Below are 20,559 nucleotides of genomic sequence, written 5' to 3' on the forward strand. Positions count from 1 at the left end.
CTGGAACCCATCGGCTACATTCCCCCTGCCGAGGCTGAAGAAAATTACTATCGGCAATTAGCCCGTCAGGCCGCAATACCGGCCTGACTTAACCCAACGGGCCTCCATGAAACCCGGGGCGATTCAGCGTGGGCGAAGCCATCGCCCAGACCAAGCAGGCCGATGAAGTGTGGAAGACCTTTTAGGCTACAGCAATGCAAGCACCCGTTCGGGCCTGATGTCAACCAGGCAACGGGTATGGCCCAGCGGGCATTCGCGCTGGAAGCAGGGGGCGCAGTCCAGCGGCGGCTGGTAGGCTGCATCGTTCTTGAGCCAGATCACCTGTGCCTTGGCACTCAGGGGCGGCGTGTGCAGCGGGCTCGACGAGCCAAACACTGCCACCTGCGGCGTGGCAAAAGCGGCGGCCACATGCATCAGACCTGAGTCGTTGCTGACCATGGCACGCGCCGCGGCAATCAGCGCCAGCGCCTGGTCCAGGCTGGTGCGCCCGGACAGGTCGATCACCCCACGGGCACCCTGGGCCTGCGCCTGCGCGGCAATCTCGCCGCACAGGGCAGACTCCTTGGCCGAGCCCAGCAAAACCACGGGCAGCGACAGCTGAGCCGCCAGGCTGGCGAAATGTCTGGCGGGCCAGCGTTTGGCCGGGCCAAATTCGGCACCGGGTGCAAACACGTAGTAGCCCTGCGCCTGCAGGCCCTGGGCCTGCAGAGCGGCCGCGCGCACAGCGGAGTCGAGCTGCAGCTGCGGGCGGTCCTCTGCCACACCGGCCTCGCCACTCAGGGCCGAATAAAACGCCACCATGGGCGGGCGTTCGCCCGCCGGCGGATTGGGCAGGCGCTGGTTGAGGACCATCAGGCGCGCCTCACCGCGGTAGCCCACCCGCTTAGGCGTGCCAGCCCACCAGGGGATGAGCGCGCTTTTGAGGGAGTTGGGGCAGACATAGGCCACGTCAAAGCGGCCACGCAGGCGCTCGGCCATGGCGCGCCGCGCAGTCCACTGCAGGCCGCCATGGGCAAACGGAAATTCAATGACCTCGGCCACCTGCGGCATGGCCCGGTACACCGGCGCCACCCAGGGCAAGGCGCCCACCGTGAGGCGCTCACCACGGGCCTGCAGGCGCCGCAACAGCGGCTCGGTCATCACCGCGTCCCCAATCCATTGGGGCGCCACCACCAGCGAAGCGCTCATGGACAGCGAAGCCAACCCGCCGCCGGGCCGCCCCAAGGCGGGTTAGCCCCCTGGGGGGGCAGCGACCCACATGCAGTGGGGGAGCGTGGGGGCACTATCAGTGCCCAGCGAAGTGCTCACCGGCCTTCAGTGCGTAGACGGTGCCGCAATACGGGCACTTGGCCGATCCGCTGTGGCCCACATCCAGGTACACCTTGGGGTGTGTGTTCCAGGTCTGCATATGGGCCTGGGGGCTGGGGCAATACACGCCGCCTTGGGCGTTGAGGTCTTTGGCCAGCAATTCGATGGCCGGGGTCTGGGGTTTTTGCTGCATGTTCTGTTCCTGCGGTTCTTGGGTGACTACGACCAGCTTAAACCTTGCTCAGCCAGTGGGCGTACTTGGGGTTGCGGCCGTTGACGATGTCGAAAAAGGCGCTCTGGATTTTTTCGGTGATGGGGCCGCGCGAGCCGCTGCCAATCTCGATGCGGTCGATCTCGCGGATGGGCGTCACTTCGGCGGCGGTGCCGGTGAAGAAAACTTCGTCGCTGATGTACACCTCGTCGCGCGTGATGCGCTTTTGCACCAGCTCCAGACCCAGGTCCCGGCAGATGTGCAGCACAGTGTTGCGGGTGATGCCGTTCAGGGCACCGGCCGACAGATCCGGTGTGTAGATCACGCCGTCTTTCACCACAAAAATGTTTTCACCGGCGCCTTCGGACACAAAGCCGCTGGCGTCCAGCAGCACCGCTTCGTCGTAGCCGTCATCGGTGGCTTCGCGGTTGGCCAGAATGGAGTTGGTGTAGTTGCTCACCGCCTTGGCCTGCGTCATGGTGATGTTGACGTGGTGGCGGGTGTAGCTGGAGATCTTCACGCGGATGCCGCGCTTCATGCCCTCTTCGCCCAGGTAGGCTCCCCAGGGCCAGGCGGCCACCATCAGGTGGATGTCGTTGCCCTTGGTGGAGACGCCCAGCTTCTTGTCGCCCACCCAGGTGAGGGGTCGCAGGTAGCCGGATTCGAGCTTGTTGGCGCGGATCACCTCGATTTGCGCCTGGTTGACCTCGTCCTGGGTGAAGGGGATGGTCATGCGCAAAATCTTGGCGCTGTTGAAGAGGCGCTTGGTGTGCTCTTCCAGGCGGAAGATGGCGGTGCTGCCGTCATCGCCCTTGTAGGCGCGCACGCCCTCGAAGGCGCCACAGCCGTAATGCAGGGTGTGGGAGAGCACGTGGATCTTGGCGTCGCGCCATTCCACCAACTGGCCGTCCATCCAGATTTTTCCGTCGCGGTCTGACATGGAGGGAGGGAGTGCGCTCATCGGGAGTCCTTTGTGGTTGCGTTGCAAATCGGTTGGAAGCCCTGATTTTACGGGGCTGCGTGGCCCCGCGGACGCGGGTCAGGGTTTGGGCGGAACAGCCGGCCAGCGCACGGTGACCGCCAGACCACCCAGGGCGGCCGAGCGGCCAATGGCCACTTGGGCCCCAAAGACGTCCAGCAGCCGCCGGACTATCGACCAGCCCAGGCCGCTACCCGGCTGCTCGGTGCCCAGCACCCTGAAAAAACGCTCCCCCAAATGGGCAATTTCGGCTTCGCTCATGCCCCGCCCGCTGTCCTGCACCGTCAGCACAGGCCCGGCATCATCCAGGTCCACCGTGACCTCCACCTGTGCCCCGGCCGGGCTGTAGCGCAGACCGTTGTCAACCAGGTTGCGCACCAGCACGCCCAGCAACAACTCATTGGCAGCCACCGGGCATGGGCCTTCGGCATGCACCACGATGTCCTGCTGGCGGGCCAGGGCCGCTGGCGCAAGTTCTGCGGCAACGCGACGCACCACCGCACGCAGGTCCACCGCATCGGCTTGCACCGCAGGGGCTGTTTCCAGCCGCGCCAGCGTGAGCAGCTGGTCCACCAGGCGGCTGGCGCGGTCACAACCGGCCAGCGTCGTCTGCAGCGCATGGGTGCGCTCGGCCACATCGTCGCCCGCGCCCATGGCGACCTGGGCCTGGGCACGGATGGCGGCAATGGGTGTGCGCAGTTCGTGCGCGGCATCGGCGGTAAAGCGGCGTTCGATCTGCACCATGCGGTCTATGCGCGCCAGCAAGTCGTTGAGTGTTTGCACCAGGGGCTGCAGCTCGCGTGGCATGCCCACCAGCTCAACCGGCTGCGCAGCCAGCGGTGCGCGCGTCTCCAGCGTCTCGCGCAGGGTTCGCAAGGGCGCCAGGCCCCTACGGATCGACCACCACAAGCCCATGCCAAACAAGGGCAAGGCGATCAGCAAAGGCCCCACCAGGCTGCGCATCAGGGCCCACATGATGGCCCGGCGCGACTCCAGTTTCTCGCCCACCAGCACCGTCAGATTCAACTTGGCGTTGTGGATGGTGACCACGCGCCACAGAACTCCGCCACGCTGCACGTTGGAAAACCCGTTCATCTGGCCGGACAGGGGTTCGACGCCGGCATTGTTGGAATGGGTCATGAGCTGGTTGCCCAGAAACACCTGGAATGCCACCTGGGGGGCATATTTGTGCAGAACCGGGGTATCGAAAATATCGTCCAGGTCGCCGTCGGCCTGCACCATGAGCAGGCTGGCGGCTTGCGCGAGGTGGCCGTCGAGCAGTTCGTCGAGTTCCCCTTGCGCATCGATCCAGGTGAACGCCGCAGCACACAGCCAGACCGTCGTGGCAAAGCCCAGCACCAGCAGCAGCAAGCGCGTCTGCAGCGAAAACCGGCGGGGCTGCGCGGTCATGCCACGGGCGGCTCGCGCTGCACGGTGTAGCCCACGCCCCGCACGGTTTGAATCAACTCAGGCCCGAGCTTGCGGCGCAAATGGTGGATGTGCACCTCAATGGTATTGCTCTCCACCTCATGGCCCCAGCTGTACATCTGCTGTTCGAGCTGCTCGCGCGACAGCACGCGCCCGGTGTTGCGCATCAGGGCGTGCAGCAGGTCAAACTCGCGGGTGGACAGTGCCACCGTCTCGCCACGGCAGGTCACGCGGCGGGCCACGGCATCCAGCTCCACTGCGCCACTGCACATGGTTTCCTGCAGCTGCCCCAGGGCGCGGCGCACCAGCGAGCGCAGACGCGCAGCCAACTCATGCAGGTCCACCGGCTTGACCACATAGTCGTCAGCACCGGTATCCAGGCCCAGCACGCGGTCAGGGATGGCGTCACGCGCTGTGAGCACCAGAATCGGCGTGTCAATCTTGCGCTCGCGCAGCGCCTTGAGCACATCCAGACCGTCCTTGAGCGGCAGGCCCAGGTCCAGCACACCGGCCGCGTAGACACCGCTGGCGAGCTCGCGCTCTGCGGCCACACCGTCACGCACCCAGTCGACCTGGAAACCGGCCTGGCGCATGCCTGCGCGCAGGCCGTCACCCAGCATGGCGTCATCTTCAGCAAGCAGTATGCGCATCGGATTACTTTGAAGTTTGGGTGCTGGCGGACTCGATGGCCTGCGCCTCAGGCTGCGGCGCACTCTTCCACTGCATCCACCAAAAGCCCAGCACCACCAGCACGATGGCCACGGCCACACTGCGCCAAATGCTGCGTATGCCCTGCTCCGGCTGCCCGGTCTTGAAGCCGGTGACCATGGAGCGCACCAGGTTCTCGCGGTGCTGCAGGCTGGCCGTGACTACGCCTACCAGATGCCCGGCAATCACCAGCAGCATGGCGTTGGCGGCCAGTTCATGCACCTCCACCAACCAGCCCGGCCCCAGCTCGTTGTAGGTGACGTAGCCGGTGGCCGCAATCAGCAGGCCCAAGGCCATCAACAGCACAATAGCCACGGCACCGGCCGGGTTGTGGCCCAGGTGGTGTTCGGGCCGGCCGCCCCTGAGCGACTGCAGGTAGCGCACCACCGCAGCGGGGCCGCGCACAAAATTGCCAAAGCGCGCATAGCGCGTACCCACCACACCCCAGACCAGGCGGAACACCAGCAGGCCGCCCAGGGTGTAGCCCAGGGTGACATGCACCAGGCGCCAGACTTCGCTCTCGGATGTGAGGTAGGCGCCCGCAAAACTCAGCACCAGCAGCCAGTGGAAAACCCGCACCGGGGCATCCCAGATGCGGATCTTTTGCTCGGTGGCTTCACTCATTTGGGTATGCGGACCTGGTGTTCATTGAAGTTGCCCCGGGCGGCTTCGGCATGGCAGGCCGAGCAGTTGGCGGGGCTGCCAATGCTCGCACGCTTCCAGGTGTTGGCAGACACTTCGTCGTGCTGGCGCACAAACCAGCCTGCCCGGCTGATGCGGTCCTGTTGCGGCTCTTGTGCCAGGCGCCCTTCCCTGGCCGCATGGGCCTGCAGCCAGGCGCCGATATCGGCTGTCGTAGCGGCGTCCAACGAGGCATCGGTACCGAAGTGCTTGTTCAGGTGGCCCACGATTCGCTCCCAGCTGGCCGCGGGCAGCAGGCCGGGCGGGTAGGCCACGTGGCACGAGGAGCACTCCTGCTGGTGCTTTGCATGCGGGGCCACAGCAAAGCTGCGCTCGGCATGGGCCACACCCACGCAGGACAGGGCCACAGCCAAAGCGATCAGGATTTTTTTCATTCTTGTACTTTCAGAGGACGTTCAGGCGCAGGGTCAGCGCAGGCATCAGGACTTGAGCGACAGCAGCCAGGTCAGCACATCGGCCTTCTCGGCCGCAGTGCACTCGCGCCCGACCACGTCGTTGCAATTGCGGCGGAACCATTTTTCGGTTTTGGCGGCATCGGTGAAGCGTTGCGGGTGGAAGGCCGGGGCCATGGGCGCAATGACCTTGCCCGTGGTGGCGTGCTTGCCGTCTACCGTGGGCTTGGCGGTGTGGCAGGTGGAGCAGCTCCACTCTTTGCCGTGCTTGCTGGTAAAAAATTCCTGGCCGCGGGCGGCCTGTGCGGGCTGCCCGGACTGCGCCACAAAGCCGGCGATCTGTTCGGCCGGTGTGGTCTGTGCGTATGCGTTGTTGAAAAGCAGCGCCAGGGTGAGGGGCACTGCAAGGGTAAGGGACTTCAGTTGAAACATGGGACCTCCATATGCTGCCCATGGTAGGGAGGGCAGATTAAAGCCGGCTTAAGATTCAGAGGACTCCACACCGCTGCGCGGCTTGTCGCTGTGGGAGAGTTCCATGGCATCGGCCACGTAGCCGGGACCCTTCATCAGCATGACCACCACGCAACCAATGGCCACCGTGAACACGGCCGTCCAGTGAAACACCACCACGCCCGCCACCACATAGTCCATGGTCTGCAGCCAGCGCGCATCCACCGCATTGGTCTGGTCGGTGAAGCCATGCAGGGCCAGCGCGGCGGCCAAAGGCAACGCAGTACCCACAACCAGGATCAGCGGCAACTTGCGCCACAGTTTCCACTCCAGGCCGCTGGCGCTGCGGATGGTGTTGGGGATTTTTTTCAGCCAGTCCATGCGGGCCAGTTTACGCCAGCGAGCGCACCACTTCCATGGCTTCTTCCACCCGCTCTACGGCGTGTATGGTTAATCCCTCAATTGGTTTTTTGGGTGCGTTGGCCCGGGGCACCACGGCCACGCTGAAGCCCAACTTGGCAGCCTCCTTCAGGCGCTCCTGCCCGCGCGGCGCGGGGCGCACCTCACCGGCCAGGCCGACTTCGCCAAAGGCCAAAAAGCCCTTGGGCAGGGCGCGTCCGCGCAAGGACGAGGTGATGGACAAGAGCACTGCCAAATCGGCAGCCGGCTCGCTGATGCGCACGCCGCCCACGGCATTCACAAACACGTCCTGGTCCATGCAGGCCACACCCGCGTGGCGGTGGAGGACTGCCAGCAGCATGGCCAGACGGTCCTTGTCCAGACCCACCGAGAGGCGCCGCGGCGAAGGCCCGCCACTGTCCACCAGCGCCTGGATTTCCACCAGCATGGGGCGCGTGCCTTCCAGTGTGACCATGACACAGCTGCCGGGCACCGGCTCGGCGTGCTGGCTCAGGAAGATGGCGCTGGGGTTGGAGACGCCTTTGAGGCCCTTTTCGGTCATGGCGAAGACGCCGATCTCGTTGACCGCGCCAAAGCGGTTTTTGATCGCACGCACCAGGCGGAACTGGCTGTGCGTGTCGCCCTCAAAGTACAGCACCGTGTCCACCATGTGCTCGAGCACGCGGGGCCCGGCGAGTGTGCCGTCCTTGGTGACGTGGCCCACCAGCACGATGGCGGTGCCGCTGGCCTTGGCCGCGCGCGTGAGGTGGGCGGCACATTCGCGCACCTGGGCCACCGAGCCGGGGGCGCTGGTGAGCTGTTCGGAGTACACCGTCTGGATGGAGTCGATCACCGCCACATCGGGGCGATGGGCGTCGAGCGTGGCGAGAATTTTTTCCAGCTGGATCTCGGCCAGCACTTTCACTTGGGAATGGTCCAGGCCCAGCCTGCGCGAGCGCAGCGCCACCTGCGCCCCACTCTCCTCACCGGTGACGTAGAGGGTGCTTTTGCCCTGGCGCTGCAGCGAGTCCAGCGCCTGCAGCAGCAGGGTCGACTTGCCGATGCCGGGGTCACCGCCGATCAGCACCACACCGCCTTCGACCATGCCGCCCCCCAGCACCCGGTCGAGTTCCTCGTGGCCGGTGGGTGTGCGGTCCACGTCGCTGGCTTCGATGTCAGAGAGCACCGCCACCTCGGCGGTCTTGGCCAGCGACGCAAAGCGGTTCTTGGCCGGTGCATCGCTGCTGGCCACCGATTCGATCAGGGTGTTCCAGGCCTGGCAGTGCGGACATTTGCCCAGCCATTTGGGGCTGGTGCCGCCGCAGGCGTTGCAGGTGAATACGGTTTTGTCTTTGGCCATGCCTCAGCTCTTGGGGATGCGCTCGCGCGCCTTGTTCACCTTCTCGGCGTTGACCACCACCTTGATGGTTTCGAAATTCACTGCCGCTGCAATCGCGTGGCGCGGCTCGGCCGTGTTCTTGCATTGGTACAGGGACAGCGGCATGGCGTCATTGCCGACGATGCTGATCACCCACGGGGTGTTGGCGCGCTCGCCACGCTGCACGGCCACGGCGACTTCACCGTTGACCAGCTTGACGTAGCTGCCCGGCGGATAAAAGCCTACCGCCTGCGCCATGGCCGAGCCCATGCCCAGATCGGCACTGCCGCCAAACACCATGCTCTTGACCGCAGTTACCGGCGACTGGGCCGAGCGCGTGCGGCGCGCGGCCGTACGGGCCACAAAAATATCGGCCAGGTGCAGCAGTGCGCGGCTGGTCTGGTTGGCGGGCAGGGCCTGTGGCGCATCCGGCAGGTGGTGCCAGCGCACCAGGTCGAGCTGGTGCGGGTCATCGACGCCGAAGCTGCGCAGCATCTCTTCACTGCGGGCCGCATGCTGGGCCACCAGGGTACGCTGCCAGTCGTTGATGGGCACGTCCTGGCGCGCCATGACATCCTGCTCACGCGCCATGCCCAGGTTCATGGTGAGGGCAGCGGCAATCAGGGGCTTGCGCTGCGGCCCGGGCAGGCCCAGCTTGGTGGCGGTCAGCTCACAGACCACGGCGCACAACAGCGCATGCGTGGCGCAATATCCCAGGCTGCTGTCGGCCAGTGCCTGGAACAGGGCAAACAGGCTGGCCTCCGTATCCTTTTGAAGCAAGCTCAGGACGCGTTCTTCGATGCCCTTGAGGCGCTCCATCGGGTTGAGCCCCAAACCGCCCTGGTACAGAATGCCGCGCAAGGCCTGCTGCAGGTCCAGCCAGCCGCCCCCATGGGGCTCGGTGGCCACGTAGTCGGATTCGAGAATTTCGGAGGGCATGGAGGCACGGGCCACATCGCGCAGGTCGGCGCCACTGAGCAGCATCGCATGCACCATGCGCTCGTAGGCATGCTGCCAGGCCCGGCCGTCGCCGAGGCTGGTGCAGGCCTTGAAGGCATACAGCTTGTCGCGGTGCTGCTCGGACACGATGGGCTGCCCCTTGCGCAGCAGCAGTTGCCCGGAGTCGCTGAGCACATCCACGGGCAGCGGCTTGCCCACTTCCAGCAGGGCAATGGGTATCGGCAGGTACTTCATGGCTCCACCACCACCGGCACGCGCTGGGCCAAGGCACACATCAACTCGTAGGCCAGGGTGCCCGCCTGGGCGGCCACTTCGTCAATGGGCTGCACCGCGCCGTTCGCGGCACGCCCCCACAGGGTCACCGTGCTGCCCTGCCCTGCCTCGGGCAAGGCGCTCAGGTCCACGCTGAGCATGTCCATGCTGACGCGGCCCAGGGTGCGGCTTTTGGCGCCGTCCACCAGCACCGGCGTGCCAGTGGGGCAGATGCGCGGATAGCCATCGGCATAACCGCAAGCCACCACGCCAATGCGCATGGAGCCGTCAGCGCGGTAACTGGAGCCATAGCCCACGGTGTCACCGGCCTGCAGGGTTTGCACGGCAATCACCTTGGCCTGCAGCGTCATGGTGGGCTGCAGACCCCAGTGCGCGGCCGTATTGGCAGGATGGTCGGGGGCACTGCCGTACACCGCAATGCCCGGGCGCACCCAGTCGCTGGAGAGGCTGTGGCGCAGGACGGCCGCACTGTTGCTCACCGTGCGCTCGCCCGGCAGGTCGGCCGTGTGGGCATCGAACACGGCCATCTGGCGCGCCACACCGGCCGGGCCATCGGCGTCGCTGAAGTGCGTCATGTGCGAAATTTCATCCACCTGGGGCAAGGCATTCAGGCGGGTCCAGGCCGAACGGTACTGGCCGGGCGCAAAGCCCAGGCGGTTCATGCCGGTGTTCATCTTGAGGAACACGCGCTGCGGCACGTTGGTCTTGTGGGTGGCGAGCATGTCGATCTGCTGATCGCAGTGCACCGTGTGCCACAGGTCCAGGCGCGAGCACAGCTCCAGATCACGCTGCTCGAACACGCCTTCGAGCAGCAGAATGGGCCCGCGCCAGCCCAGATCGCGCACACGCTGGGCCTCGGCCAGGTCCAGCAGGGCAAAGCCGTCGGCACCGCGAAGTCCGGCAAAGGCGCGCTCGATGCCGTGGCCGTAGGCGTTGGCCTTGACCACGGCCCAGACGCGTGCATCGGGTGCATGGTGACGCGCCTGGTTCAGGTTATGGGCGAGGGCCTGGGTGTGGATGGTGGCTTGTATGGGGCGTGGCATGGGGCGGGTGGCAGGGCTGGGTTGCCCCGATTCTGACATTGCGCGCCGTGCTATAACCCCAGCACGCTTGGAGCACCATAACTACAGACAGTGTCGGCATGACCGATGCAGCATTCCCGGACCCATGAAACGCGGCTTTTTCACCATCATGTCGGCGCAGTTCTTCAGCTCGCTGGCCGACAACGCCCTGTTTGTGGCCGCGGTGCAGTTGTTGCGCGGCCAGGGCGCACCCACTTGGCAACAGGCCGCGCTGGTGCCCATGTTTGCCCTGTTCTATGTGGTGCTGGCCCCCTTTGTAGGCGCCTTTGCCGACGCCCGGCCCAAGGGGCAGGTCATGCTGCTGAGCAATTCCATCAAGGTCGTGGGTTGCCTGCTCATGCTGTTTGGCACCCACCCGCTCATGGCCTATGCGGTAGTCGGCCTGGGCGCTGCGGCGTATTCGCCAGCCAAGTACGGCATCCTCACCGAACTGCTGCCAGCCTCGCAACTGGTCAAGGCCAATGGCTGGATTGAGGGACTGACCATCTCGTCCATCATCCTGGGCGTGCTGCTGGGCGGGCAACTGGTGGGGCCGCAGATATCCAGCCAGCTGCTGGGTTTTGACTTTCCCCTGATTGACACGGGCATCAACACGCCACCGGCAGCCGCCATCTGCGTGCTGATTTTTGTTTACCTGCTGGCGGCCTGGTTCAACACCCGCATCCCGCTCACCGATTTTCCGCTGCGGCCCATGCCCAAACAACTGCTCTCGCTGCTGCCCGACTTCTGGCATTGCAATGTGCGGCTGTGGCGCGACCGCCTGGGCCAGATCTCGCTGGCCACCACCACCCTGTTCTGGGGTGTGAGCGGCAACCTGCGCTACATCGTGCTGGCCTGGGCTGCGGCGGCCCTGGGCTATACCGTCACACAAGCCTCCGCGCTGGTGGGCGTGGTGGCCATTGGCACGGCGGTGGGTGCGGTGGCAGCGTCTTTGCGCATGCGGCTGGAGCACGCCACGCTGGTTCTGCCCCTGGGCATTGCCATGGGCATTCTGGTGATCCTGCTGAACTTCATCAGCAACGTCTGGGTGGCCGCTCCCTTCCTGGTGCTGCTGGGCGGGTTGGGCGGGTTTCTGGTGGTGCCCATGAATGCGCTGCTGCAGCACCGCGGCCACAACCTGATGGGCTCGGGGCGCTCCATTGCCGTGCAGAACTTCAACGAACAAGCCTGCATCCTGGGGCTGGGTGGCTTCTACAGCCTGTCCACCGGCATGGGCCTGTCCGCCTTTGGCGCCATCACCGTGTTTGGCGTGGTGGTGGCCGGCTTCATGTGGGTGATCAAGCGCTGGCACAGCCACAACTGTGTGGCGCATGCGGCCGATGTGGAATACCTCCTGGACATCGCGCGCAACGACAACATGCACGGCTAAGGACGTGGCCCCCACGTTCGCTCGCTGCGCGTAGCTCTCTGCCCCCCGAGGGGGTGCGTTCCGCCTTGGGGCGGCCCGGCGGCGGAACCCGGCCCCCACGCTCCCGGCGGGCAAACTAAAACGCTTCGGTATCCACCTCGGACGTGGCTTGCGCGTCGTAGCGCTCGCCAATGACCGTGTGCTGGTTGATCAGCGCCTCCAGCGCGTCCATCACATCGACCCCCAGCACCACGCTATCGGCCCCGGCGTTGTCCAGGATGTGCGCCACGCTCTGGCTGCCGGGTATCGGGATGATGTGGGGCGCCTTGTGCAACAGCCAGGCCAGCGCCAGTTGGGCCGGGGTGCAGTCGGCCTGTTCGGCCAATTTCCGGTAGGGCGCCAGCAGGGCCAGGTTGCGGGCATAGGTGCCGGGCTCAAAACGCGGCATGGTGCGGCGAATGTCTTTGGCGTCCAGCGTGCCCACATCACGCAACACGTCGCACAAAAAGCCGCGCGCCACGGGGCTGAAGGCCACAAAGGCAACGCCCAATTCCTGGCAGGCCTGCAGCACGGCGATTTCGGGGTTGCGGCTCCACAGCGAGTATTCGGTTTGCAGGGCCGTGATGGGGTGCACGGCGTGCGCACGGCGCAAAGTGGCGGCGGACACTTCGCTCAGGCCAATGGCGCGGATCTGGCCTTTTTCTACCAGGCGGCTCAGGGCGCCCACGCTGTCTTCAATGGGCACCGTCTTGTCCCAGCGGTGCAGGTAGTACAGGTCGATCACATCGGTATTCAGGCGGCGCAGACTGTCTTCGCACTGGCGCATCAGGGTGGCGGGACGCCCGTCAATCACACGCAGCGGCTTGCCCTCGACCCGGGTGATTTCCATGCCGCATTTGCTGGACAGCACGATGTCTTTGCGCCGGTGCTGCAGCACGCGGCCCACGCGCGCTTCGTTCTGGCCACCACCGTACAGTGTGGCTGTGTCCATCAGGGTGTAGCCTGCATCCAGGGCAGCCAGCAGTGCGCGTTCGCCGTCGGCCTCGTTCACCGCCGGGCCATAGCCGTGGTCCAGGTTCATGCACCCCAGTCCGATGCTTCCCACCCTCCATTCACCCAATGCGCGCTGTTGCATAGTTGCCTTTGTGTCAAAGGCCACAACGATACCGCATGCCTTGGCCTGGTCAGGAAGCGGCGGGCTTGTGCACCGGGGTACGAGAGCGGCTCGACACCCAGCGCATGCCACTGGCAATGGCCAGCAGGACCGCGATGTACACCAGCACCTGCATGCCCGCAGGCTGGGTGTCATAGCCGATCAGGCCGTGCAGGATGGTGCCCAGCGCGGTGGTCTGGGCCAGCACGCCCGAGGTGTCCCACAGCGGCGCGCCCAGGCTGGGCAGCACGTCTGCCTGCACCAGCAGGCGCGCAGCCTGCGAGGCCATGCTGGCGGCCAGCAGCAGCACCAGCACGCCGGTCACTGCAAAGAAGCGGCTCACCGGAATGCGCAGCAGGCCCCAGTACATCAGGCCGGCAATCACAGCCGCAGAGCCCAGCCCCAGGGAGCCGCCGGCCAGGGTGTCGCGCAAGCCGTTTTCGCTGCCCGTGGCCACGCCATACAGGAACAAAACAGTCTCGGAGCCTTCGCGTAGCACGGCCAACGCGATCACCACCAGAATCACTGAGCGCTCACTGCCGCCTTCGGCCACGGAGCGTGCCGTGCTTTTCATTTGCAGGGCGAGTTCGCGGCCATGCGCGGCCATCCAGATGTTGTGCCAGGCCAGCATGCACACAGCCACCAGCAGGATGCCCACGTTGAACAACTCCTGCCCCATGCCATCGGCCAGGCTGGAAATGCGCTCCATGCCCATGGCCACCGCTGCCGACCCGAGCAGGCCGATCAGCACACCGCCGGCAATCCAGTTGCCGCGCTGGCTGATGCCACGCGTGGCGGCCACCATGATGCTGATGATGAGAAAGGCTTCCAGCGATTCGCGAAAGACAATGAGGGCTGCGGAGAACATGCTGCGGGGCTCCTGTGCTTATTCGACGACGATGGTGCCCTGGGCGCCGGCTTCGGTCTCGTGGTACTCCTCGACGAACGCATAGCGGCCGGGCTGGAGCGGACCCACATTGATGATGCCGGTGGATTTGCCGGGTATGACCTTTTCGCGGCTCAGGGGTTTGCTCTCAAACTCGGCCGGTGTGGCGTCCTGGTTGACCACCAGCACCTTGACCTTTTTGCCTGCGGGCAGCTTGAGTTCCTTGGGCTCGAAGGTGTGGTTCTTGATGGTCAGCGTGAACTCGTCGGCAGCGGCAAAGGCGTGCACGGCCGCCAGGGACAAGAGTGCGGCAACAATCCGGGCTTTCATGGGAGCTCCATTAATCAATTGAGAATGATTCTCATTGTAGCAGCAGCGCAACCCGGTCGCAACAAGGGGCTGCGGCCTTTGCGGGGGCGTTGGTACTGCGCTGACAGCTTGTGCGAACGGGGCCTAGGCGGTGCCGAATTTGGTTTCGAATTGGATGCCGATTTTTTGCAGCAGGGGCGTAGGCAACAGGCCACCGGCGCACACGATGACGACGTCGTTCTTGTAGCTCTGCTGTTGGCCGTCGGCCTCGATGACAACATCCTTGTCCCTGATTTCCTTCACCGCGGAATTCAGCATGACCTGGATCCTGCCGGCCTTCTGGCCCTGCTCGAGCAGCGTGCGGTTCTTTTGCTTGACGCGCGAAAACGCAGCGCTGCGGTAAGACAGGATGACGCTGCTGCCTGGTTGTTCGGAAATCGCAATGGCGGCCTCCAGGGCACTGTCGCCACCGCCCACCACCAGCACCGCCTGCCCCTTGTACTGCTCGGGGTCTATCAGGCGGTACACCACCTTGTGGGTTTCTTCGCCAGGCACGTCGAGCTTGCGCGGAGTGCCCCGGCGGCCCATGGTGAGCAGCACGCTCTTGGTGACATAGCCACCCTTGTTGGTCTTGACCACAAAACCGTCGTCGGTCTTCTCGATGGACTCCATGCGTTCGCGAAAGCCGATTTCCAGGCCGGTCTTTTGCACCACCCCGTTCCAAAATTCCAGCAGCTTTTCTTTCTGCACCTCGCCAAACTTGACCGTGCCCACGATGTCCAGCACCACCGGTGCCGTCATGGCAATCTTCTGACGGGGGTAGTGGTACACCGCACCGCCCAGCGAGTCTTCCTGTTCGATCAGCTTGTACTTGAGCTTGTGGTGTATGGATGACAGCCCGGCCGACAACCCGGCGGGGCCACAGCCCACAATCACCACGTCGTATTCGGCCGCGCCACTGCCACGCTTGCGCACGGCGTTGATGGCCTGACGCCCCTGCTCAGCGGCCTTGCGGATCAGCCCCATGCCACCGAGCTCACCAGCAATGAAGACACCCGGCACATTGGTCTCGAACTCATGGCTGATGTGCGGAATGTCGACACCCCGCTTTTCCGTGCCAAAGACCAGCTTGATGGCATCAAACGGGCAAGCCGCCAGACAGGCGCCGTGGCCAATGCAGTGCGCCGCGTTGATGAGCACGCCCTTGCCGTTGACGATACCGATGGCACCTTCCGGACAGACATTGGCGCAGGAGCCTGATCCGATGCAGCGCACCGGATCAAAGATCGGATGCAGCGAGGGCGGCTCTGCCAGTCCGCTTTGGATCGACTCCTTGAGCTGCGTGTTGTCGATGGCCTCCTTCTTCACGTGCCGACGCGAATACAGCACGATGACGACGAGAATGATCGCAGCGTAAAGGTAGAGATAGTTCATCGCGTTGGCAGGCCTTCCTCAGGGATCAGCTCAGGGCTTGACCGCTTCCTTGATTTCAATCTGCAGGGCCGTAGTGCCCACAGCCACCGGGGCCGACTGCCCGCTCAGGTCGCCTGGCTGCGGCATGGCGTTGCCGCTTTTGCTGACACGCGCGCCCACGATGATCTTGCCGCTGGCTGCCGACAAGGCGCTGGCCGGGGACATGGCCATGCTGTCGTTCAGGCTGAAGCTCAGGGGCAGGTCCTTGACCTGTTTGCGCAGAATGGCCAGCGGCATGCGTGAGCCTTCGGCGGCGCGCGCAAACACAAACAGCGTGTCCTCCGGTTGGGCGTTCTTGGCCATGGCCGCAGAGATGGTGACCGTGCCGCTCACGGTGCCGGTGCCGCTGGCGGCGCCGGTCTTGCCGGAGGCATCGGCCTTGGGAGCCGCATCCAGCGGCTTGGCTGCAGCCGGCAGACCCGCAAGGTTGCGGGCCTCGGCAATGGCGGGCTCCACTTCGCGCACGAAGACGTTGCCGGGTGGGCCCACTTCGGCCAGCTTCTCCCAGGTCTTCACGGCGTTGGCATAGTCCTTCTTGTTGAAGGCATGGGTGCCAGACAGGTACAGCGCCTTGAGGTTCTTGGGGTCGAGCTTGAGGGCGCGGTCCACCAGCTTCATGGGCTCGCCTTCGAGGCTGTTGTTGCTGTTGACAGCCAGCGAGTCGGCATAGTCGGCCAGCAGGGTGGGGTCATCCTTGCGCAGGTTGGAGGCCTTCTCATAGGCCTTGAGCGCCTCGGCATGGCGGCCCAGCACGCTGTAGGAGCGCGCCAGCATGGACCAGCCCTCCACATCGTCCGGCTTGTCCTTCAGGCGCTCGGCCAGCTTCTCGGTCATGGCGGCGATCTGGTCGGAGTTGGTGGCATGCGGTGCGGGCTGGCCATCGGCCGACACGGCCTGCGCCCCTTCGGCACCGCCCGACATAGTGGATGGCATGCCCTTCCACAAATAGCCACCTGCGGCCACAGCCACGACGGCCACCACCAGACCCACCAGCAACAGACCGGAGGGCTTGGCGACGGGCTCTGCCGGGGTCTGCTTGGGGGCGGCCGCAGCAGCCGCAGCAGCCAGAGGTGCTGTGGCAGTGGCAGCGGCAGTTCCAGCAGCAGGCGCGGCAGCGGAAACGGGGGGGCCCGCGAGCACCAGATCCAGGATGCGGCGCTCCAGCGTGGCCTTGCCTTCTACAAATTCGGCCTCGGGCAGCACCCCACTGGCATGCAGCTCCTTGAGTTGGGCCAGCTGCTGCTTGATGCCTTCAATCGTGTCGTTCATGGTCTCGTTCTCAAGTCAGTTCAGGAAACAGGGGGTTCGTCCGCATCGAAGCGGTCTTCCGGCATGCGGCTGCGTTTGCGCAGCACCAGCACCAGCACCAGCAAGCCGCCCACCAGCATGACACCGGGGCCGGCCCACAGCAACACCGTGGTGGCCTTGAAGGGGGGGCGGTACAGCACAAAGTCGCCATAGCGGTCGGTCATGTAGGCGGTGATCTGCTGGTCTGTCATGCCTTTTTGCAGCAGCTCACGCACCTGCTGGCGCAAGTCGATGGCCAGGTCGGCATGGGAGTCGGCAATGGTCTGGTTCTGGCACACCAGGCAACGCAGCTCGGCGGCGATCTTGAGCATGCGCGCTTCAAGCACCGGGTCGGCGGCGGCGGGTACCGCCTCGGCAGCCGATGCGGCGGACATGCACAGGGATACACACAGGAGAAGGACAACTTCCCGCAGGGCCGCCCCAAGGGAAGTTAGCCCCCCCGGGGGGCAGCGACCCGCGAAGCGGCGGAGCATGGGGGCCAGAACCTCCCGCAGGGCCGCCCCAAGGGAAGTTAGCCCCCGTGGGGGGCAGCGACCCGCGAAGCGGCGGAGCGTGGGGGCCAACAGATCAGCCATTTCCAGCCTCCTTTTGGAGTTGCTTCACCAGCGGAATCAGCTTGGTCTCAATCGCCTCGGGCGTGAAGGGGCCGATCTGCTTGTAGCGGATCACGCCCTTGGCGTCGATCAGAAACGATTCAGGCACGCCGTACACGCCGAAGTCAATGCCGACGCGTCCGTCACGGTCATACAGCGAGGCTTCATACGGATTGCCAAAGGTGGACAGCCATTTCATGCCGGCCATGCGCTCGTCCTTGTAGTTGAGGCCGTAAATCGGCAGCAGTTTCATGCGCGAAAACTCCACCAGCAGCGGGTGCTCCTCGCGGCAGGCCACACACCAGGAGGCAAACACATTGAGCAGCCAGACCTTGCCCAGCATGTCATCGCGCTTGATGACGGCACCCGGCTTGTCCAACTGGTCCAGCGCAAAGGCCGGCGCCGGTTTGTTGATCAGTGGCGAAGGCACCTCACGCGGGTCCAGGCTCAGGCCCTTCATCAGAAAGCCCACCAGGCCCAGAAAGATGGCCAGCGGCAGCAGAAACTTCAGGTATTTCATGCTGGCTCTCCGCAGTTGGCGAACTTGGGGGACTCAACCCGGCGTCGGGCCGCCCCAAGCCGGGTTAGCCCCCTTGGGGGGCAGAGAGCCACACGCAGTGGGCGAACGTGGGGGCTCATGCTGTCCCTCCCGCCTTGCGGCGGTAGCGCCGGTCGCTCACGGCCAGCAGCCCGCCAAAGGCCATCAACAGGCAGCCACCCCAGATCCAGTCGATAAAGGGCTTCACGTAGACGCGGATGATCCAGGCGCCGCCCTCCACTTCCTCACCCAGGGACACATAGAGGTCCCCGGTCAAACCAGGGTAGATGGCGGCCTCGGTCATGGGATTTTGCTGCACGCGGTACACGCGCTTTTCAGGGCTGAGTTCGGTGATCCTGCTGCCGTTGCGCGAGATTTCCATGGTCGCACGGGTGGCATCGTAATTGGGGCCCGCCACGTCCCTCACCCCCTTGAAGGTGAAGGCGTAGCCGCGCAAGGTGGTGGTGTCACCCACACTCATCTTGACGTCACTCTCCACCTCGTAGGTCCTGACCATGGTGACGCCAATGCAGAAGGCCGCCACACCCAGGTGGGCCACCATCATGCCGGCCAGGGCGCGGGGAATCTGGCCGGTCTTGCGGCGAATTTCTGCGAAGCCTTTTCCCTCAGGACGCACGCGCTCCCAGAAATCGGTGGCGACCGAGCTGATGATCCAGAAGGCCATGAGCAGGCCCAGGCTGGCCAGCAAATGGATGGAGCCCGCCAGCCAGCCAGAGACCAATGCGGCCACCACAGCCACGCCCGCGGCCCACTTCAGGCGGCTGGCCAGATCGGGCACCGAGGTTTCTTTCCAGCGCGCCATCGGGCCCACACCCATCAGGAAGATGGTGGGCACCATCAGCGGCAGGAACACCGAGTCGAAATACGGTGGCCCGACGGAAATCTTGCCCATGCCCAGGGCGTCCAGGATCAGCGGGTACAGGGTGCCCAGCAGCACCGCGCCCGCAGCCACCATGAACAGCACGTTGTTGGCCAGCAGCGCCGTTTCCTTGGAGAACAGCGCAAAGCGCGCGCCCAGGCCCACCGTGGGTGCGCGCCAGGCAAAGAGGGTGAAAGAAGAGCCGATCACCACCGTCAGGAAGGCCAGGATAAACAGGCCGCGGCGCGGGTCGGTGGCAAAGGCATGCACCGAGGACAGCACGCCGGAGCGGACCAGGAACGTGCCCAGGAGCGAAAACGAAAACGCCAGAATCGCCAGCATCACGGTCCAGTTCTTGAAGCTGCCGCGCTTCTCGGTCACCGCCAGTGAGTGAATCAGCGCCGTGCCCAGCAGCCAGGGCATGAGCGAGGCGTTTTCCACCGGATCCCAGAACCACCAGCCGCCCCAGCCCAGTTCGTAATAGGCCCAGGAGCTGCCCATGGCAATGCCCACGGTGAGAAACATCCAGGCTACCGTGGTCCAGGGACGGGTCCAGCGCGCCCAGGTGGCATCCAGGTTGCCGCCAATCAGCGCGGCAATGGCAAAGGCAAACGCCACGCAAAAGCCCACATAGCCCATGTACAGCGTGGGCGGGTGGAACACCATGCCCGGATCCTGCAGCAGCGGGTTCAGGTCGCGTCCGTCGGCAGGCACCGGGAACAGGCGGTCAAACGGGTTGGAGGTGAGCAGCATGAAGAGCAAGAAGCCCACCGTGACCAGGCCCATGACGGACAGAATGCGCGAGAGCACGGGACGCGGCAGGTGGCGGCTGAACAGGGCCACGGCCATCATCCATACCACCAGCATCTGCACCCACAGCAGCAAGGAGCCTTCATGGCCGCCCCAGAAACCGGCGATCTGGTAGGGCAGCGGCAGCTGGGTGTTGGAGTTGGATGCCACGTACAGCACCGAGAAGTCGCTGCGCACAAACGACACCATCAGGCAGACCGAGGCCAGGCTGACCAGCACGAACAGCGCATAGGCCGAGGGGCGCGCCAGCGCCATCCAGTCTTCGCGTCCGCGCCCCGCCCCCCACATCGGGACCACGCCAAGTACCAGCGCTGCGCCCAATGCCAGCCAGAGAAGAAAGTGACCGATTTCAGGAATCATGTTTATTTGCTCACAACCAGGGATGCTGAGGTTTTCTCGTTGCTCTTTGCAGCGTTCTTCAGAGCTTCGGCCGCCTCGGGCGGCATGTAGTTTTCATCGTGCTTGGCCAGGACTTCCTTGGCCACGAAGACGCCGTCCTGCAGCTTGCCCTGCGCCACCACGCCTTTGCCTTCCTTGAACAGGTCGGGCAGGATGCCCTCGAAGTGCACCGGCACGCTTTGCGCCGTGTCGGTCACCTGGAAGTCCACCGCCACGCCGGTGCGCTTGACGCTGCCGGCCACCACCAGGCCGCCCAGGCGGAAGGTGCGGTTCACGGGGGCTTCCTTGGTGGTGATTTGCGTGGGTGAAAAGAAGAACACCAGGTTGCTCTGGAATGCATTGAGGATCAGCGTGGCCGCAGCCGCAATCACCAGAACCACACCGGCCGCAATGGCCAGACGTTTATGCCGTGTTTTCATACCTGTTCACCTTCTTCGTTCAGTTCAGCAGCAGCCCGCAGCGCGGCCCGGTGCCGTTGGGCCGCCAGCGCGGGCTCCAGCAGCATCCAGGCGGCCGTCACCGCATACGAGCCCCATACATACAAGCCATAGCCTCCCATGGCAAAAAAATCTGATGCACTATTCCAGATCAT

23 protein-coding genes are annotated in these 20,559 nt (G+C 64.8%); 1 reads left to right on the forward strand and 22 read right to left on the reverse strand.

Features of this window, described 5'->3' with window-relative positions; genetic code table 11:
* Positions 1 to 186 precede the first annotated feature (186 nt).
* The 12 genes from waaF to alr all read right to left on the reverse strand — a co-directional run bounded on the left by waaF (position 187) and on the right by alr (position 10,231).
* Entirely contained in the window at positions 187 to 1,188 is a 1,002-nt protein-coding gene (waaF, locus tag DIC66_RS18505) for a lipopolysaccharide heptosyltransferase II (RefSeq protein ID WP_117179650.1), read from the reverse strand.
* A 97-nt stretch (positions 1,189 to 1,285) separates the two neighbouring features.
* On the reverse strand, positions 1,286 to 1,501 hold the full coding sequence (locus tag DIC66_RS18515) for a zinc-finger domain-containing protein (protein WP_117179652.1): 216 nt from the start codon (positions 1,499 to 1,501) through the stop codon (positions 1,286 to 1,288).
* A 37-nt stretch (positions 1,502 to 1,538) separates the two neighbouring features.
* A complete protein-coding gene (locus tag DIC66_RS18520) occupies positions 1,539 to 2,480 on the reverse strand; it encodes a branched-chain amino acid transaminase (RefSeq protein ID WP_117179654.1) in 942 nt (313 codons plus the stop codon).
* 78 nt (positions 2,481 to 2,558) lie between these two features.
* Positions 2,559 to 3,908 carry an ATP-binding protein gene (locus DIC66_RS18525; RefSeq protein ID WP_117179655.1) on the reverse strand — a complete coding sequence of 450 codons (1,350 nt, stop codon included), beginning with the start codon at positions 3,906 to 3,908 and terminating at the stop codon, positions 2,559 to 2,561.
* Entirely contained in the window at positions 3,905 to 4,576 is a 672-nt protein-coding gene (locus tag DIC66_RS18530) for a winged helix-turn-helix domain-containing protein (protein WP_117179657.1), read from the reverse strand. The genes DIC66_RS18525 and DIC66_RS18530 overlap by 4 nt, the downstream gene beginning before the upstream one ends.
* Before the next feature lie 4 nt (positions 4,577 to 4,580).
* A complete protein-coding gene (locus DIC66_RS18535; RefSeq protein ID WP_117179659.1) occupies positions 4,581 to 5,258 on the reverse strand; it encodes a cytochrome b/b6 domain-containing protein in 678 nt (225 codons plus the stop codon).
* A complete protein-coding gene (locus tag DIC66_RS18540) occupies positions 5,255 to 5,710 on the reverse strand; it encodes a diheme cytochrome c (RefSeq protein ID WP_117179661.1) in 456 nt (151 codons plus the stop codon). Before DIC66_RS18540 ends, DIC66_RS18535 begins: the two co-directional genes overlap by 4 nt.
* A gap of 45 nt (positions 5,711 to 5,755) precedes the next feature.
* Positions 5,756 to 6,160, reverse strand: coding sequence for a DUF1924 domain-containing protein (locus DIC66_RS18545; RefSeq protein WP_117179663.1), 405 nt, complete (start codon positions 6,158 to 6,160; stop codon positions 5,756 to 5,758).
* Positions 6,161 to 6,208: 48 nt separating this feature from the next.
* Complete coding sequence (locus tag DIC66_RS18550; protein WP_117179665.1) at positions 6,209 to 6,559, reverse strand: hypothetical protein; 351 nt, start codon at positions 6,557 to 6,559, stop codon at positions 6,209 to 6,211.
* 10 nt (positions 6,560 to 6,569) lie between these two features.
* Positions 6,570 to 7,937, reverse strand: a complete 1,368-nt coding sequence (radA, locus tag DIC66_RS18555; protein ID WP_117179667.1) for a DNA repair protein RadA — start codon at positions 7,935 to 7,937, stop codon at positions 6,570 to 6,572.
* Positions 7,938 to 7,940: 3 nt separating this feature from the next.
* Positions 7,941 to 9,149: an HD-GYP domain-containing protein gene (locus DIC66_RS18560; protein ID WP_117179669.1), complete on the reverse strand. Its 1,209-nt coding sequence runs from the start codon at positions 9,147 to 9,149 to the stop codon at positions 7,941 to 7,943.
* Positions 9,146 to 10,231: an alanine racemase gene (gene alr / locus DIC66_RS18565; protein WP_117179671.1), complete on the reverse strand. Its 1,086-nt coding sequence runs from the start codon at positions 10,229 to 10,231 to the stop codon at positions 9,146 to 9,148. The genes DIC66_RS18560 and alr overlap by 4 nt, the downstream gene beginning before the upstream one ends.
* Before the next feature lie 124 nt (positions 10,232 to 10,355).
* Here alr and lplT point away from each other — a divergent pair, with 124 nt between their 5' ends.
* Positions 10,356 to 11,639, forward strand: a complete 1,284-nt coding sequence (lplT, locus tag DIC66_RS18570) for a lysophospholipid transporter LplT (protein WP_117179673.1) — start codon at positions 10,356 to 10,358, stop codon at positions 11,637 to 11,639.
* A gap of 115 nt (positions 11,640 to 11,754) precedes the next feature.
* On the opposite strand, the gene DIC66_RS18575 is transcribed toward lplT, so the two are convergent.
* The 10 genes from DIC66_RS18575 to ccmD all read right to left on the reverse strand — a co-directional run bounded on the left by DIC66_RS18575 (position 11,755) and on the right by ccmD (position 20,559).
* A complete protein-coding gene (locus tag DIC66_RS18575) occupies positions 11,755 to 12,753 on the reverse strand; it encodes an aldo/keto reductase (protein WP_117179675.1) in 999 nt (332 codons plus the stop codon).
* 49 nt (positions 12,754 to 12,802) lie between these two features.
* Positions 12,803 to 13,639, reverse strand: a complete 837-nt coding sequence (locus tag DIC66_RS18580; protein WP_117179677.1) for an FTR1 family iron permease — start codon at positions 13,637 to 13,639, stop codon at positions 12,803 to 12,805.
* A gap of 18 nt (positions 13,640 to 13,657) precedes the next feature.
* The gene (locus DIC66_RS18585; protein WP_117179679.1) at positions 13,658 to 13,987 is read right to left on the reverse strand and encodes a cupredoxin domain-containing protein; all 330 of its coding nucleotides are present in this window, start codon (positions 13,985 to 13,987) and stop codon (positions 13,658 to 13,660) included.
* A gap of 123 nt (positions 13,988 to 14,110) precedes the next feature.
* The gene (locus DIC66_RS18590) at positions 14,111 to 15,400 is read right to left on the reverse strand and encodes an NAD(P)-binding domain-containing protein (protein WP_117179680.1); all 1,290 of its coding nucleotides are present in this window, start codon (positions 15,398 to 15,400) and stop codon (positions 14,111 to 14,113) included.
* A 30-nt stretch (positions 15,401 to 15,430) separates the two neighbouring features.
* The gene (locus DIC66_RS18595; RefSeq protein WP_117179681.1) at positions 15,431 to 16,708 is read right to left on the reverse strand and encodes a tetratricopeptide repeat protein; all 1,278 of its coding nucleotides are present in this window, start codon (positions 16,706 to 16,708) and stop codon (positions 15,431 to 15,433) included.
* Positions 16,709 to 16,728: 20 nt separating this feature from the next.
* Complete coding sequence (locus tag DIC66_RS18600; RefSeq protein WP_275405258.1) at positions 16,729 to 17,220, reverse strand: cytochrome c-type biogenesis protein; 492 nt, start codon at positions 17,218 to 17,220, stop codon at positions 16,729 to 16,731.
* Between the two features lie 94 nt (positions 17,221 to 17,314).
* On the reverse strand, positions 17,315 to 17,860 hold the full coding sequence (locus tag DIC66_RS18605; protein ID WP_117179683.1) for a DsbE family thiol:disulfide interchange protein: 546 nt from the start codon (positions 17,858 to 17,860) through the stop codon (positions 17,315 to 17,317).
* 115 nt (positions 17,861 to 17,975) lie between these two features.
* Entirely contained in the window at positions 17,976 to 19,928 is a 1,953-nt protein-coding gene (locus DIC66_RS18610) for a heme lyase CcmF/NrfE family subunit (protein ID WP_117179684.1), read from the reverse strand.
* Positions 19,929 to 19,930: 2 nt separating this feature from the next.
* Positions 19,931 to 20,386 carry a cytochrome c maturation protein CcmE gene (gene ccmE / locus DIC66_RS18615; protein WP_117179685.1) on the reverse strand — a complete coding sequence of 152 codons (456 nt, stop codon included), beginning with the start codon at positions 20,384 to 20,386 and terminating at the stop codon, positions 19,931 to 19,933.
* Complete coding sequence (gene ccmD / locus DIC66_RS18620) at positions 20,383 to 20,559, reverse strand: heme exporter protein CcmD (RefSeq protein WP_117179686.1); 177 nt, start codon at positions 20,557 to 20,559, stop codon at positions 20,383 to 20,385. The genes ccmE and ccmD overlap by 4 nt, the downstream gene beginning before the upstream one ends.

The sequence above is a fragment of the Rhodoferax lacus genome (assembly GCF_003415675.1).
GTDB classification, from domain to species: Bacteria; Pseudomonadota; Gammaproteobacteria; order Burkholderiales; family Burkholderiaceae_C; genus Allorhodoferax; species Allorhodoferax lacus.